Source organism: Pseudomonas sp. RW10S2 (assembly GCF_014268985.1).
Taxonomy (GTDB): domain Bacteria; phylum Pseudomonadota; class Gammaproteobacteria; order Pseudomonadales; family Pseudomonadaceae; genus Aquipseudomonas; species Aquipseudomonas wayambapalatensis.
The window spans coordinates 1-12658 of record NZ_JABWRO010000070.1 but is presented as its reverse complement, the minus strand read 5'-3'; the positions used below and the strand labels follow the sequence as shown (position 1 = coordinate 12658).

The 12658-nt window shown below is 64.0% G+C and carries 17 protein-coding genes; 8 read left to right on the top strand and 9 right to left on the bottom strand.

The features are described 5' to 3' along the window. Positions 1-33 precede the first annotated feature (33 nt). The 3 genes from HU729_RS15935 to trpB form a co-directional block, all read right to left on the bottom strand. Positions 34-342, bottom strand: a complete 309-nt coding sequence (locus HU729_RS15935; protein WP_186670010.1) for a DUF3757 domain-containing protein — start codon at positions 340-342, stop codon at positions 34-36. A gap of 124 nt (positions 343-466) precedes the next feature. Continuing rightward, positions 467-1276: a tryptophan synthase subunit alpha gene (gene trpA / locus HU729_RS15930; protein WP_186710935.1), complete on the bottom strand. Its 810-nt coding sequence runs from the start codon at positions 1274-1276 to the stop codon at positions 467-469. Then, positions 1273-2490 carry a tryptophan synthase subunit beta gene (gene trpB / locus HU729_RS15925; protein ID WP_186670007.1) on the bottom strand — a complete coding sequence of 406 codons (1218 nt, stop codon included), beginning with the start codon at positions 2488-2490 and terminating at the stop codon, positions 1273-1275. Before trpB ends, trpA begins: the two co-directional genes overlap by 4 nt. Positions 2491-2700: 210 nt before the next feature. On the opposite strand from trpB, the gene HU729_RS15920 reads away from it, so the two are divergent. Further along, on the top strand, positions 2701-3594 hold the full coding sequence (locus HU729_RS15920) for a LysR family transcriptional regulator (protein ID WP_186670005.1): 894 nt from the start codon (positions 2701-2703) through the stop codon (positions 3592-3594). Between the two features lie 153 nt (positions 3595-3747). Here HU729_RS15920 and HU729_RS15915 read toward each other — a convergent pair whose 3' ends face one another. Then, positions 3748-4071 carry a DUF883 family protein gene (locus HU729_RS15915; RefSeq protein WP_054893393.1) on the bottom strand — a complete coding sequence of 108 codons (324 nt, stop codon included), beginning with the start codon at positions 4069-4071 and terminating at the stop codon, positions 3748-3750. A gap of 151 nt (positions 4072-4222) precedes the next feature. Here HU729_RS15915 and HU729_RS15910 point away from each other — a divergent pair, with 151 nt between their 5' ends. Next, a complete protein-coding gene (locus tag HU729_RS15910) occupies positions 4223-4438 on the top strand; it encodes a dodecin (protein ID WP_042121737.1) in 216 nt (71 codons plus the stop codon). Positions 4439-4547: 109 nt separating this feature from the next. Further along, the gene (locus tag HU729_RS15905) at positions 4548-4769 is read left to right on the top strand and encodes a DUF1161 domain-containing protein (protein ID WP_186670001.1); all 222 of its coding nucleotides are present in this window, start codon (positions 4548-4550) and stop codon (positions 4767-4769) included. Between the two features lie 109 nt (positions 4770-4878). Here the strand turns inward: HU729_RS15905 and HU729_RS15900 are convergent, their stop codons facing one another. Then, on the bottom strand, positions 4879-5883 hold the full coding sequence (locus HU729_RS15900) for an LLM class flavin-dependent oxidoreductase (RefSeq protein ID WP_186710934.1): 1005 nt from the start codon (positions 5881-5883) through the stop codon (positions 4879-4881). A 157-nt stretch (positions 5884-6040) separates the two neighbouring features. Here HU729_RS15900 and HU729_RS15895 point away from each other — a divergent pair, with 157 nt between their 5' ends. Further along, complete coding sequence (locus HU729_RS15895) at positions 6041-6466, top strand: OsmC family protein (protein WP_186669999.1); 426 nt, start codon at positions 6041-6043, stop codon at positions 6464-6466. Between the two features lie 65 nt (positions 6467-6531). After that, on the top strand, positions 6532-6765 hold the full coding sequence (locus tag HU729_RS15890) for a DUF1161 domain-containing protein (RefSeq protein ID WP_186669998.1): 234 nt from the start codon (positions 6532-6534) through the stop codon (positions 6763-6765). Between the two features lie 37 nt (positions 6766-6802). On the opposite strand, the gene HU729_RS15885 is transcribed toward HU729_RS15890, so the two are convergent. Together HU729_RS15885 and HU729_RS15880 are read right to left on the bottom strand one after the other, a co-directional pair. Then, on the bottom strand, positions 6803-7216 hold the full coding sequence (locus tag HU729_RS15885) for a hypothetical protein (protein WP_186710933.1): 414 nt from the start codon (positions 7214-7216) through the stop codon (positions 6803-6805). A gap of 45 nt (positions 7217-7261) precedes the next feature. Beyond that, entirely contained in the window at positions 7262-7675 is a 414-nt protein-coding gene (locus HU729_RS15880) for a hypothetical protein (protein ID WP_186669996.1), read from the bottom strand. Positions 7676-7741: 66 nt separating this feature from the next. Between HU729_RS15880 and HU729_RS15875 the strand changes: the two genes are divergently transcribed. After that, positions 7742-8833: an aminopeptidase gene (locus tag HU729_RS15875; protein ID WP_186710932.1), complete on the top strand. Its 1092-nt coding sequence runs from the start codon at positions 7742-7744 to the stop codon at positions 8831-8833. A 31-nt stretch (positions 8834-8864) separates the two neighbouring features. Here HU729_RS15875 and HU729_RS15870 read toward each other — a convergent pair whose 3' ends face one another. Both HU729_RS15870 and HU729_RS15865 read right to left on the bottom strand, forming a co-directional pair. After that, complete coding sequence (locus tag HU729_RS15870) at positions 8865-9515, bottom strand: HAD family hydrolase (protein ID WP_186710931.1); 651 nt, start codon at positions 9513-9515, stop codon at positions 8865-8867. Positions 9516-9617: 102 nt separating this feature from the next. After that, on the bottom strand, positions 9618-10166 hold the full coding sequence (locus tag HU729_RS15865; protein WP_186669991.1) for a gamma carbonic anhydrase family protein: 549 nt from the start codon (positions 10164-10166) through the stop codon (positions 9618-9620). Between the two features lie 102 nt (positions 10167-10268). Between HU729_RS15865 and prlC the strand changes: the two genes are divergently transcribed. After that, positions 10269-12320: an oligopeptidase A gene (prlC, locus tag HU729_RS15860; protein ID WP_346655304.1), complete on the top strand. Its 2052-nt coding sequence runs from the start codon at positions 10269-10271 to the stop codon at positions 12318-12320. Further along, positions 12317-12595 (top strand): YheV family putative zinc ribbon protein, encoded by a 279-nt coding sequence (locus HU729_RS15855; RefSeq protein ID WP_186669989.1) that lies wholly within the window; start codon positions 12317-12319, stop codon positions 12593-12595. Before prlC ends, HU729_RS15855 begins: the two co-directional genes overlap by 4 nt. Positions 12596-12658 lie beyond the last annotated feature (63 nt).

Below are 12658 nucleotides of genomic sequence, written 5' to 3'. Positions count from 1 at the left end.
CAAAAGAAGGGCGCGCTAGGCGCCCCCCTCTTATTATTTCTTGCTTGAAAGACTCAGGCCTCCGCCTTTGGCGTCCGTGTAGCGACAAATAGTGGAGGTCGAACCTTCCTGCGAGTTGACGAATTTCAACGAGGCCAGCTGAACTTCCTTGGTGCCCTTGTCATCGGCATTCGGCGCAAAGCCTTTCCATTTGCCATCTGCAGAAGTGTAGTGATAGCCACTGAAGCCATCCTCGGTGGATTGTGTCGAGGCTTCCTTGATGTCCTTGGGCTCGGGGCAAGTTGCAGCAAGTGCAGTGCCTGACATAAACAGAGCAAGAAGTGCGGTTGAGAGTACACGCATATCGGCTATTCCTTCAGCAAGTTAGTGAGCTTTCAGCTTGCGATCTCTGAAGGCCTGACACAACTAGCAAAATTATCAGGTAGCCGAATGCATGTGCATGGAACTGTCGTACGCCAGTTCCCCCTCAGCCCCGGGCGCCGCGCACCCCTTCAGCCAGCGCCGAGCACAGGCTCAGCACATCGCTCACAGCCTGTTCGGGTGACTTGGCCTGGGCGATCTTGTCGACCAGCGCCGAGCCCACCACCACGCCATCGGACAGCTTGGCGATCGCTGCGGCCTGCTCTGGCGTACGGATGCCGAAACCGACGCTGATCGGCAGGTCGGTGTGGCGACGCAGGCGGGCGATGGCCTCCTTGACGTGCTCGGTGGTCGCCGAGCCCGCACCGGTCACACCGGCCACCGACACGTAGTAGACGAAACCCGAGCTGCGCTCGAGCACACGCGGCAGACGCACGTCGTCGGTGGTCGGGGTGGTCAGGCGGATGAAGTCGATACCCGCGGCCTGGGCCGGGGTTGCCAGCTCGGCGTCGTGCTCTGGCGGCAGGTCGACGATGATCAGACCATCGACGCCGACGGCCTTCGCCTCGGCGACGAACTGTTCCACGCCAAAGCGGTGGATCGGGTTGTAGTAGCCCATCAGCACGATCGGCGTGGTCTGGTTGTCGACGCGGAATTCGCGGACCATCTGCAGGGTTTTCGCCAGGGTCTGGCCGGCCTCCAGGGCGCGCAGGGTGGCGAGCTGGATCGCCACGCCGTCGGCCATCGGGTCGGTGAAGGGCATGCCCAGCTCGATCACGTCGGCGCCGGCTTCAGGCAGGCCCTTGAGGATTTTCAGCGAGGCATCGTAGCCAGGGTCGCCTGCAGTGATGAAGGTGACCAGTGCCGAGCGGCCTTCGGCCTTCAGGTCGGCGAAACGTTGTTCAAGACGGCTCATGCCTGTTTCTCCTGGGCAGCCATGTGGTTCATCACGGTTTGCATGTCTTTGTCGCCGCGGCCGGAAAGGCACACGACCATCAGGTGATCCTTGGGCAGGTTCGGGGCGCGCTTGATCGCCTCGGCCAGGGCGTGGGAGCTCTCCAGCGCCGGGATGATGCCTTCGAGGCGGCAGGTGGCGTGGAAGGCGTCCAGGGCTTCGTCGTCGGTGATGCTGACGTATTCGACCCGCTTCACTTCGTGCAGGTAGGCGTGCTCGGGGCCGATGCCGGGGTAGTCCAGGCCGGCGGAGATCGAGTGGGCATCGGTGATCTGGCCATCGTCGTCCTGCAGCAGGTAGGTGCGGTTGCCGTGCAGTACGCCAGGGACGCCGCCGTTGAGGCTGGCGGCATGCTTGTCGGTGTGCACGCCATGGCCACCGGCTTCGACGCCGATGATCTGCACGCTTTCGTCTTCGAGGAAGTTGTGGAACAGGCCCATGGCGTTGGAGCCGCCGCCGACGCAGGCGACCAGGCTGTCTGGCAGGCGGCCTTCCTTCTCGTGCAACTGGGCGCGGGTTTCCTTGCCGATGATCGACTGGAAATCGCGGACCATCGCCGGATACGGGTGCGGGCCGGCCACGGTGCCGATCAGGTAGAAGGTGTCTTCGACGTTGGTGACCCAGTCGCGCAGGGCCTCGTTCATGGCGTCCTTCAGGGTGCCGGTGCCGGCGGTGACCGGAACGATCTCGGCGCCCAGCAGCTTCATGCGGAACACGTTGGCTTGCTGGCGCTCGATGTCGGTGGCGCCCATATAGATCACGCAGGGCAGGCCGAAGCGCGCAGCGACGGTGGCGGTGGCCACGCCGTGCATGCCGGCGCCGGTCTCGGCGATCAGGCGCTTCTTGCCCATGCGCTTGGCCAGCAGCACCTGACCGATGCAGTTGTTCACCTTGTGCGCGCCGGTGTGGTTGAGCTCTTCACGCTTGAAGAAGATCTTCGCGCCGCCGCAGTGCTCGGTCAGGCGCTCGGCGAAGTACAGCGGGTTGGGGCGGCCGATGTAGTCGCGCTGGAAGTAGGCGAGCTGCTCGAGGAATTCGGGGTCTGCCTTGGCCGCTTCGTACTCGCGGGCCAGGTCCAGGACCAGGGGCATCAGGGTTTCGGCTACGTAGCGGCCGCCGAATGCGCCGAACAGGCCATTGGCGTCGGGGCCGGGGCGGTATTGGGACTGGGACATGGGGCGCTCCATAGGGGTCTGGATTGGAAGATCGTGTCGCCTTCGTCGCGGGCAAGCCCGCTCCCGCAGGCTGAATACAGCACTGCACTGGTGGGAGCGGGCTTGCCCGCGAAGAGGCCACCACTGATCGATGGGCCTACTCTACCCAGCGCAACGTCCTCTGAAAACCGATAAGATTGCGACAACTCGTCAGGAAAACTCACAAGTCAAATGCCTCAGGACCTCCCTCCCCTCAATGCCCTGCGCGCTTTCGAGGCCACTGCCCGGCTGAATAGCGTCAGCCAGGCCGCCGAACAGCTGCACGTGACCCACGGCGCGGTGAGCCGGCAGATCAAGGTGCTCGAGGAGCATCTCGGCGTGGCGCTGTTCATCAAGGACGGGCGTGGCATCAAACTCACAGATGCCGGGGTTCGCCTGCGCGATGCCAGCTTCGATGCCTTCGACCGCCTGCGCAGCGTATGCGCCGAGCTCAGCCGTGATGTCAGCGATGCACCCTTCGTCCTGGGATGCTCCGGCAGCCTGCTGGCGCGGTGGTTCATTCCCCGGCTCGGGCGTTTGAAGGCCGATCTGCCTGAGCTGCGTCTGCACCTGTCGGCCGGAGAGGGCGATCTGGATCCGCGCCGCCCGGGGTTGGATGCGTTGCTGGTGTATGCCGAGCCGCCGTGGCCCGCCGACATGCAGGTGCATGTACTGGCCGAGGAACGTATCGGGCCGGTGCTCAGCCCGCACTTTCCCGGCTTCGAGCGCCTGTGCCAGGCCCCTGCACGTGCGCTGCTGGGTGAAGCCTTGCTGCATACCACCTCGCGTCCACAGGCGTGGCCGACCTGGGCCGCGCAGCAAGGGCTGGACGCCAGTGCGCTGACCTTCGGCCAGGCATTCGAGCACCTGTATTACCTGCTGGAGGCTGCGGTGGCGGGTTTGGGGGTGGCGATCGCGCCGCAACCGCTGGTGGCGGACGATCTGCGTGGCGGACGCCTGGCGGCGCCGTGGGGTTTTTCGCCGACGCCAGCGGCGTTGGCGCTATGGGTGCCGCGGCGCGCCGCCGATGGGCGCGCCGAGCAGTTGGCGCAGTGGTTACGCCGGGAGTTGCAGGCGCAGGCTTAAGCTCTGTCCGAAAAGCCTTGATACTCGGTGATGCTGCGTTGAAAACAGCCTCGGAATGCTCATTTACAACCCGTAAAGTCGAGCGCGACCCCGGCCGTTCCTCGGCTGTTTTCGCCTTGCCTGACCTTCGTCTCAAGACTTTTCATACAGACCCTAGTTGCGGCGGCACAGCAAGTAGGCCGCAAGCAGGCCCAATGCGCCAACGGCCACGCCCGCGGTGGTCCAGGGGTGTTCCTGGGCGTAGTCACGGGTGGCGATGCCGGTTTCCCGGGTGCGGGTCTTCACTTCTTCGTAGGCGTCGGTCAGCAGGCTGCGCGAATGCTTGAGGGCGTTCTGGGCGTTGCCGCGCAGGGCCTTCATGGTTTTCTGCGTTTCCTCCGAGGCATCGCCTTTGAGGTCTTCCAGCGTCTTGAGCAGGCTTTCGATCTCCGCTTCCATGCTTTCCAGTGAGGTCTTGCGCAGTGCGTTACGGGCCATGTGGACTCTCCTTCGCTGAGTAGGGTGTAAAGAGTGCGACTGCGCGCTGTGCCGAAAGTGCGATCGAACTTTCGCCCGAGGCGATGGCTCGCAGGTAAACCGGGCCTGCGCTGCTAGGCTCAATCCAGCACATCATCCAAGGAGAGTGTTCATGTCCGATCATCACACCTACAAGAAGATCGAGCTCGTCGGTTCCTCGCCCACGAGTATCGAAGATGCGATCAACAATGCCCTGGCCGAAGCCGGCAAGAGCATCAAGCACCTGGAGTGGTTCGAGGTGGTCGATACGCGTGGCCATATCCGCGACAACAAGGCTGCGCATTTCCAGGTTACGCTCAAGGTCGGGTTCCGCATCGCCAACAGTTGAAACAGTATGGGGATAGCCTGTTCCTGAGTTATGGCGTATGACTTCCAGGGGCACCGGTATACGCCGGTGCTCTATGCTGCTTTTTTGATCCGCATAAGGAACGATGACGATGAAGAAAGTGTTTCTGGCAGTAGGCCTGATGATGTTGGCCGGTGGAGCGATGGCGGCAGGTAAGCCGTGCGAGGAGCTCAAGAGCGAAATTGCAGCCAAGCTCGATGCCAAGGGGGTTCAGGGGTATACGCTGGAGATCGTCGACAAGGGCACGCCGGCTGGCAAGGTGATCGGCAGCTGCGAGGCCGGGACCAAGGAAATCATCTATCGCCGCGGTTGAGGCGTAAATCCGAACACAATACCTGTAGGAGCGGCGGTTCGCCGCTCCTGCATGGGGATTGGGCAGGCCTTTAGATTTCGACTAAGGCAGTTGCTTCCACATACGACATTCAATCGCCCTTCAACGCCTGCGCCAGCAGCTCATACGAGCGCACCCGATCGGCATGCTCATACAGGTCGCAGGTGAAGATCAGCTCATCCGCGCCGGTCTGCTCCAGCAGCACCTCCACCTTCGCCCGCACCTTCTGCGGGCTGCCAATCATCGCCAGCCCAAGGAAACTCCCCACCGCATCACGCTCATGGGGCAGCCACAGGCCGTCCATGCTCTGCACGGGTGGGCGCTGCATCAGGCTCTGGCCGCGGATCAGCGCGAGGATGCGCTGGTAGACCGAGGTCGCCAGGTATTCGGCCTTCTCGTCGCTGTCCGCCACCACCATCGGGATGCCCAGCATCACGTAGGGCTTGTCCAGCGTTGTCGACGGCTTGAAATGGTCGCGGTAGATGCGGATCGCCTCGTGCATGTAGCGCGGGGCGAAGTGCGAGGCGAAGGCGTATGGCATGCCGCGCATGCCGGCCAGTTGCGCGCTGAACAGGCTTGAACCCAGCAGCCACATCGGCACTTCGGTGTCGTGGCCGGGCACGGCGATCACTTTCTGATCGTCGGTACGTGGGCCGAGGTAGCGCGACAGCTCCTCGACATCGTCGGGGAAGTCGTCGGCGCTGCCAGAGCGCTCGCGGCGCAGGGCGCGTGCGGTCATCTGGTCGGAACCGGGCGCACGGCCCAGGCCCAGGTCGATGCGGCCGGGGTAGAGGCTGGCCAGGGTGCCGAACTGTTCGGCGATCACCAGCGGCGCATGGTTGGGCAGCATCACCCCGCCCGAGCCGATGCGGATGCGCGAGGTGCCGCCAGCGAGATAGCCCATCAGCACCGAGGTCGCCGAGCTGGCGATGCCGTCCATGTTGTGGTGTTCGGCCACCCAGAACCGGTTGTAGCCGAAACGCTCGACGTGCTGCGCCAGGTCCAGTGAGTTGCGTAGCGACTGGGCCGGGCCGGCATCGGCGCGCACTGGCACCAGGTCGAGGGTGGAAATCTTCAGGTCACGCAGATGCGTCATCGGAGCCTCCGCAGGAAATTGGTTGGCCAAGGGCCTTTGTGACTCTGTATGGGCACCCTGCGATGGATTCAATGGTTGACCATGGATTGATCTGAACTTGCCGTAGGCAGTGTCCTCAGAACCCATAGAGACACCCACTGAACATCCAGGAGGCATCATGAAAAAGACAGCATCGGCGATCTGGCAGGGAGGGCTCAAGGATGGCAAGGGCCTGCTGTCCACCGAGAGTGGCGCCCTCAAGCAGAACCCCTATGGCTTCAATACCCGCTTCGAAGGATCGCCTGGGACCAACCCCGAGGAGCTGATCGGTGCGGCCCATGCGGGCTGCTTCTCGATGGCGCTATCGATGATGCTGGGTGAGGCCGGGCTGACGCCCGAACGCATCGACACCGTCGCCGAAGTCAGCCTCGACAAGCAGCCCGATGGCTTTGCCATTACCGCCGTGCATCTCACCCTCAAGGCCAAGGTCCCCGGTGCCAGTGAGGCGCAGTTCCAGGAGATTGCCAACAAGGCCAAGGCGGGATGCCCGGTGTCCAAGGTGCTCAACGCGACGATCAGCCTGGATGCGACGCTGCTCTCGTAGGTTAGGCTTTGCTTGCTGTAGTCTGGAAGGGTCGGCAGCTTGCCTGCCCTTTGAGGAGCCGTTCCATGATCCGCGTAGCATTCGCCGTTCTGGCCTCTTTGCTGGCCACCTCCGCGCTGGCGGCAGTCAAGCCGTGCGAGGAGCTCAAGGCCGAGATCGAGGCGAAGATCCAGGCGGCCGGGGTGCCTTCCTACACCCTGGAAATCGTGCCCAACAGCGAGGTCAGTGATCCGAACATGGTCGTTGGCAGCTGCGATGGCGGGACCAAAAAGATCATCTACCAGAAGAACGACCAATAGCGGTCGTTGCAGCGGGGTCGCAGCGCGACCCCGTTGTTCATGGGATGCAGAAGATGTTGCTCGGCTCGTCCACCAGCACCTGGCGGTTGGCGTCGTACAGGTATACCTGCGGCTGCATCGCCGGGGCCCGGGCTTCGAGGCGATAGCGCTCACCGGCCTTGAAGTTGTCGAAGCGCACGGTCAGGTAGCAGGTGCGCTCGGTCGGGCTTGTGGTGAAGAGCCCGGCAGTCAGCTCGTAGTCGAAGCGCACCACCAGTTCATGGCGGCCCGGCGTGAGCTGGAAGTACCGGCCGTCGTCGAGGCGCTTGCCATCGAGCTTGTCGGCCATGATGGTACGACCGGGGGTGACGGTATAGAGGTCGACCCAGGCATGGGCCGGGTCTTTGGGTGGCAAGGGGCTGGCGCAAGCCCCCAGTGCACTGAGGGCGATCAGCATCATGGGCTGGCGCATGATGAAACTCCGCTTGCGGGTCACAGATTACAAGCATAGCGCTGATCAGGTGCGCTGACAGCCCGCTGGCAGGCCTTGGCCTATCAGTTTCTGCTGTTCGTCATAGAGTTTCACCCAAGGCCGGAAGCCAATGCTGCCGGCTTGCAGGCTGTAGCGCTGGCCGGCGCTGAAGTCCTTGAAGGTGAGGTTCAGTTGGCAGTCGCGCCACAGTGGTTCGTCGACTGGGCCGATATTGCTCGGGGTGACCGGAAACTGGTAACGCACCGTCAGTTCGTGGCTACCCGGCGGCACTTCGAAATAGCGGTTGTCGGCCCAGTCGCGCTCGTCCACCTGCACGGCGTGCAGCGAGGTGTCGTCGTCGCGGGCGAGGTCGATCCAGGCCTGGTTGGGGTCGGGGTCGGGCAAGGTGGAGCAGGCGCTCAGCAGCCCGAAGGTGCCGACGGCAAACAGTGTACGCATGGCGAAAAGGCCCTCTGGCGAGATAGTCTTGGAACGCACAGGCCTTGAGCGGGATGAACAGCCCTGATGTTTCGACTTTTTCTGCTACAGCGCTCAGGCCACCGGGCTCTCGACCGCGTTTTCAGCCCTTTTGTTCCGCTGCTGGCCGCGCTCCTGCTGAGCGGTTGCGGCAGCCTCGGCTACTACGGCCAGCTGGCCGAAGGGCAATGGCAACTGCTGCGTGCACGCCAGCCAGTGGAGCGGGTGCTGGCCGACCCCACGACGGACGAACGGCTGCGTCAGCGTCTGCTGCATGCCGAACAGGCCCGCACTTTCGCCAGCGAGCACCTGAAGCTGCCAGACAATCGCAGCTACCGGGTGTACGCCGATCTCGGGCGGCCCTATGTGGTGTGGAATGTGTTCGCCACGCCGGAGCTTTCGCTGCAACCGGTCACCCACTGTTTCCCCATCGCCGGTTGCGTCGCCTACCGCGGCTACTACCGCCAGGGCGCTGCGCGCGGGGCAGCGGCGCTGATGCGCGAGCAAGGGCTGGATGTGTACGTCGGGGGTGTCGAGGCTTACTCGACCCTGGGCTGGTTCGACGATCCGATTCTTTCGTCTATGGTGGGCTGGGGCGAGGAGCGCCTGGCCACGCTGATCTTTCACGAACTGGCGCACCAGCGCTTCTACGTGAAGGACGACACCGAATTCAACGAGTCCTTCGCCACCTTCGTCGAACAGGAGGGCACGCGGCAATGGCGCATGGCGCGTGGGCTTGCGGCGGCTCACGAGGATGGGGCGCGGCAGCGTGAACAGTTCATCCGCCTGGTGCTGGCGAGTCGCGAGCGTTTGCAGGCGATCTACGCTGGGACGCTTGCTGATGCCGACAAGCGGGTGGCCAAGCAAGCCGAGTTCGCGCGATTGCGACGTGAATACCGCGAGCTGCGCGATCGGGACTGGGCCGGTGACCGCCGCTATGACGCCTGGGTGTATGGGCCGATGAGCAATGCCAAGCTGCTGCCGTTCGGCCTGTATGACCAGTGGGTGCCGGCGTTTGCGGCGTTGTTTCGTCAGGCTGGTGGGGACTGGACGACGTTCTATCAGCGGGTCGAGCACTTGGGGCAGCAGCCGATCGATCAGCGAAAAGCGGCGTTGCAGCGGTTGATGGCACAGCCTTGATATGCCGGGGCCGTGCGCGGCCCCGTGGCCATCAAGCCTTGATGAACGCGTGGTGCAAATCCGCCACCGTGTCGAAATGAAACGCCGGCGCCTCGGCCACCAGCTCTTCGCGGCTGCCGAAACCGTATCCCACCGCCACGGCCTGCAACCCGTTGCTGCGGGCGCCGATCAGGTCGTGCTTGCGGTCACCGATCATCAGGGTCTGCGCCGGGTCCAGCCCTTCTTCGTCCAACAGATGGCGGATCAGCTCGACTTTGTTGGTGCGGGTGCCATCCAGCTCACTGCCGTAGATCACCTTGAAATGCCGGTCGAAAGCAAAGTGCCGGGCGATCTCGCGGGCGAACTCCCAAGGCTTGGAGGTGGCAACGTACAAGGTGCGGCCCTGGTCGTTCAGGGCTTGCAGCAGCTCTGGCACGCCGTCGAATACCAGGTTCTCGTACAGGCCGGTGACGCGGAAGCGTTCGCGGTAGAAGTTGACCGCCTCCCAGGCCTTGGCCTCGTCGAAGCCGTAGAACTGCATGAAGGCCTGCAGCAAGGGCGGGCCGATGAAATGCTCGAGGCGGGTCAGGTCGGGCTCGTCGATACCTAGTTTGGCCAAGGCGTACTGGATCGAGCGGGTGATGCCCTGGCGTGGGTCGGTCAGGGTGCCGTCGAGGTCGAAGAGGATGTTTTGCTGGTGCATGTATGCGGGTCCACTCAAGTCTTGCGTCGACTGCTTCGCGGGCAAGCCCGCTCATACAGGATAATCACAGAGCCTGTAGGAGCGGGCTTGCCCGCGAATGGGTCATTCCGGTTGATCGTAGCCTTCGGCCAGGTGCTGGTCCTTGAGCTTCACGTAGTTGCTGGCGCTGTAGGGGAAGAACGCGCGTTCCTTTTCGTTCAGCGGTCGGGCCTGCTTTACCGGGCTGCCGACATACAGGTAGCCGCTCTCCAGGCGCTTGCCGGGCGGCACCAGGCTGCCGGCGCCGATGATCACCTCGTCCTCGACGATGGCGCCATCCATGATGGTGCTGCCCATGCCGACCAGGATCCGGTTGCCCAGTGTGCAGCCGTGCAGCATCACCTTGTGACCGATGGTCACTTCGTCGCCGATGATCAGCGGGAAGCCGTCCGGGTTGAAGGGGCCGGCGTGGGTGATGTGCAGCACGCTGCCATCCTGCACGCTGGTGCGCGCGCCGATGCGGATCCGGTGCATGTCGCCGCGCACTACGGTCAGCGGCCAGACCGAGCTGTCTTCACCGATCTGCACGTCGCCGATCACCACCGCCGAACGGTCGACGAAGGCGCGTGGGCCGACTTTCGGCGTGTGTTCCCGGAAGGTCCGGATGGCCATGATAGTGTCCCTCTGCAATGCCGATAGGCAGGCTGCCTGCTGCGGTCGGCGTCGATTGTAATTAAGATGGTCCCGTGTTTCTCCTGCCAAGGTATCCAAACCGTGAGTGCGAACAACCCGCTTCTGCAGTCCCACGACCTGCCACCCTTCTCCGCAATCCGCGCCGAACACGTGCTGCCGGCGATCGAGCAGATCCTGGCCGACAACCGCAAGGCCATCGCCGATATCCTCGCGCAGCAGGGCAAGAATCCCTCCTGGGCCGGCCTGGTGCTGGCGATGGACGAACTCAACGACCGCCTGGGCGCGGCCTGGAGCCCGGTCAGCCACCTCAATGCGGTGTGCAACAGCAAGGAACTGCGCGAGGCTTACGAGTCGTGCCTGCCGGCGCTGAGCGCCTATTCCACCGAGATGGGGCAGAACCGCGCCCTGTTCGATGCCTACCAGGCGCTGGCCAACAGCGATGAAGCCGCCAGTTTCGACGTGGCGCAGAAGACGATCCTCGACCACGCCCTGCGTGACTTCCGCCTGTCGGGTATCGACCTGCCGGCCGACAAGCAGCAGCGCTATGCCGAAGTGCAGAGCAAGCTCAGCGAGCTGGGCAGCCGTTTCTCCAACCAGTTGCTCGACGCCACCCAGGCCTGGACCAAGCACGTCACCGACGAAGCCGCACTGGCCGGCCTGACCGATTCGGCCAAGGCGCAGATGGCCGCCGCTGCCCAGGCCAAGGGCCTCGACGGCTGGCTGATCACGCTGGAGTTCCCCAGCTACTACGCGGTGATGACCTACGCCAGCGACCGCGCCCTGCGCGAAGAGCTGTACGCCGCCTACTGCACCCGCGCCTCGGACCAGGGCCCGAACGCCGGGCAGTTCGACAACGGCCCGGTGATGGCCGAGATCCTCGACCTGCGTCAGGAACTGGCCGCGCTGCTGGGCTACGCCAACTACGCCGAGCTGAGCCTGGCCACCAAGATGGCCGAGTCCAGCGACCAGGTGCTGAGCTTCCTGCGTGACCTGGCCAAGCGTTCCAAGCCGTTCGCAGCTCAGGATCTGGAGCAGCTCAAGGCCTACGCCGCCGAGCAGGGCACTCCGGAGCTGGCCAGCTGGGACGCCGGCTATTACGGCGAGAAGCTGCGCGAGCAGCGCTACAACGTGTCGCAGGAAACCCTGCGCGCCTACTTCCCGATCGACAAGGTGCTGAGCGGCCTGTTCAGCATCGTCCAGCGCCTCTACGGCATCGAGATTGCCGAACTCAAGGGCTTCGACGCCTGGCACCCGGACGTGCGCCTGTTCGAGATCAAGGAGAACGGCCAGCACGTCGGGCGCTTCTTCTTCGACCTCTACGCCCGTGCCAACAAGCGTGGTGGCGCCTGGATGGACGGTGCCCGCGACCGTCGCCGCACCGCGGCCGGTGCATTGCAGAGCCCGGTGGCCAACCTGGTGTGCAACTTCACCCCGGCCGCACCGGGCAAGCCGGCGCTGCTCACCCACGATGAAGTCACCACGCTGTTCCACGAGTTCGGCCACGGCCTGCACCACCTGCTCACCCGCATCGAGCATGCCGGTGTGTCCGGCATCAACGGTGTGGCCTGGGACGCGGTCGAGCTGCCGAGCCAGTTCATGGAGAACTGGTGCTGGGAGCCTGAAGGCCTGGCACTGATTTCCGGCCACTACGAGACCGGCGAGCCGCTGCCCCAGGACCTGCTGGACAAGATGCTGGCGGCGAAGAACTTCCAGTCCGGGATGATGATGGTGCGCCAACTGGAGTTCTCGCTGTTCGACTTCGAGCTGCACGCCACCCATGGCGACGGCCGCAGCGTGCTGCAGGTGCTCGAGGGCGTGCGCGACGAGGTCACGGTGATGCGTCCGCCGGCCTACAACCGCTTCCCTAACAGCTTTGCGCACATCTTCGCCGGCGGTTATGCGGCGGGCTACTACAGCTACAAGTGGGCCGAAGTGCTGTCGGCCGACGCCTTCTCGCGCTTCGAGGAAGAAGGCGTGCTCAATGCCGACACCGGACGCGCGTTCCGCGAGGCGATCCTGGCCCGTGGCGGTTCGCGCGAGCCAATGGTGCTGTTCGTCGATTTCCGTGGTCGTGAGCCTTCCATCGATGCGCTGCTGCGTCATAGTGGCCTGACCGAGGATGCGGCGGCATGAGTGAGGGCGGCGTGATCAAGACCAAGAAACGCTTCATCGCCGGGGCGGTATGCCCGGCGTGCAGCGAGCCCGACAAGCTGATGATGTGGAACGAAGACGGCGTGCCACACCGCGAGTGCGTGGCCTGCGGCTTCACCGACACCCTCAACGAGCAGGGCTTGTCGGTGCCCAAGGAGCTCGGTACCCGGGTAAACCAGCAGGCGGTCAAGGCCGAGCCGGTAAAGGTGCAGACGGTTCAGTTCTTCCCGAACCCGAAGCTCAAGAAGCCGCACTGACCCTGTCCGCCTGACGGCACTGGTCTTCTGTGCAAACCCGGATTACTGTATGCGCATACAGTA

Excerpts from the sequence above, each read along its gene's own strand:
- HU729_RS15935 (WP_186670010.1), bottom strand. The coding sequence starts at position 342 with ATGCGTGTACTCTCAACCGCACTTCTTGCTCTGTTTATGTCAGGCACT.
- trpA (WP_186710935.1), bottom strand. The coding sequence starts at position 1,276 with ATGAGCCGTCTTGAACAACGTTTCGCCGACCTGAAGGCCGAAGGCCGC.
- trpB (WP_186670007.1), bottom strand. The coding sequence starts at position 2,490 with ATGTCCCAGTCCCAATACCGCCCCGGCCCCGACGCCAATGGCCTGTTC.
- HU729_RS15920 (WP_186670005.1), top strand. The coding sequence starts at position 2,701 with ATGCCTCAGGACCTCCCTCCCCTCAATGCCCTGCGCGCTTTCGAGGCC.
- HU729_RS15915 (WP_054893393.1), bottom strand. The coding sequence starts at position 4,071 with ATGGCCCGTAACGCACTGCGCAAGACCTCACTGGAAAGCATGGAAGCG.
- HU729_RS15910 (WP_042121737.1), top strand. The coding sequence starts at position 4,223 with ATGTCCGATCATCACACCTACAAGAAGATCGAGCTCGTCGGTTCCTCG.
- HU729_RS15905 (WP_186670001.1), top strand. The coding sequence starts at position 4,548 with ATGAAGAAAGTGTTTCTGGCAGTAGGCCTGATGATGTTGGCCGGTGGA.
- HU729_RS15900 (WP_186710934.1), bottom strand. The coding sequence starts at position 5,883 with ATGACGCATCTGCGTGACCTGAAGATTTCCACCCTCGACCTGGTGCCA.
- HU729_RS15895 (WP_186669999.1), top strand. The coding sequence starts at position 6,041 with ATGAAAAAGACAGCATCGGCGATCTGGCAGGGAGGGCTCAAGGATGGC.
- HU729_RS15890 (WP_186669998.1), top strand. The coding sequence starts at position 6,532 with ATGATCCGCGTAGCATTCGCCGTTCTGGCCTCTTTGCTGGCCACCTCC.
- HU729_RS15885 (WP_186710933.1), bottom strand. The coding sequence starts at position 7,216 with ATGCGCCAGCCCATGATGCTGATCGCCCTCAGTGCACTGGGGGCTTGC.
- HU729_RS15880 (WP_186669996.1), bottom strand. The coding sequence starts at position 7,675 with ATGCGTACACTGTTTGCCGTCGGCACCTTCGGGCTGCTGAGCGCCTGC.
- HU729_RS15875 (WP_186710932.1), top strand. The coding sequence starts at position 7,742 with ATGTTTCGACTTTTTCTGCTACAGCGCTCAGGCCACCGGGCTCTCGAC.
- HU729_RS15870 (WP_186710931.1), bottom strand. The coding sequence starts at position 9,515 with ATGCACCAGCAAAACATCCTCTTCGACCTCGACGGCACCCTGACCGAC.
- HU729_RS15865 (WP_186669991.1), bottom strand. The coding sequence starts at position 10,166 with ATGGCCATCCGGACCTTCCGGGAACACACGCCGAAAGTCGGCCCACGC.
- HU729_RS15855 (WP_186669989.1), top strand. The coding sequence starts at position 12,317 with ATGAGTGAGGGCGGCGTGATCAAGACCAAGAAACGCTTCATCGCCGGG.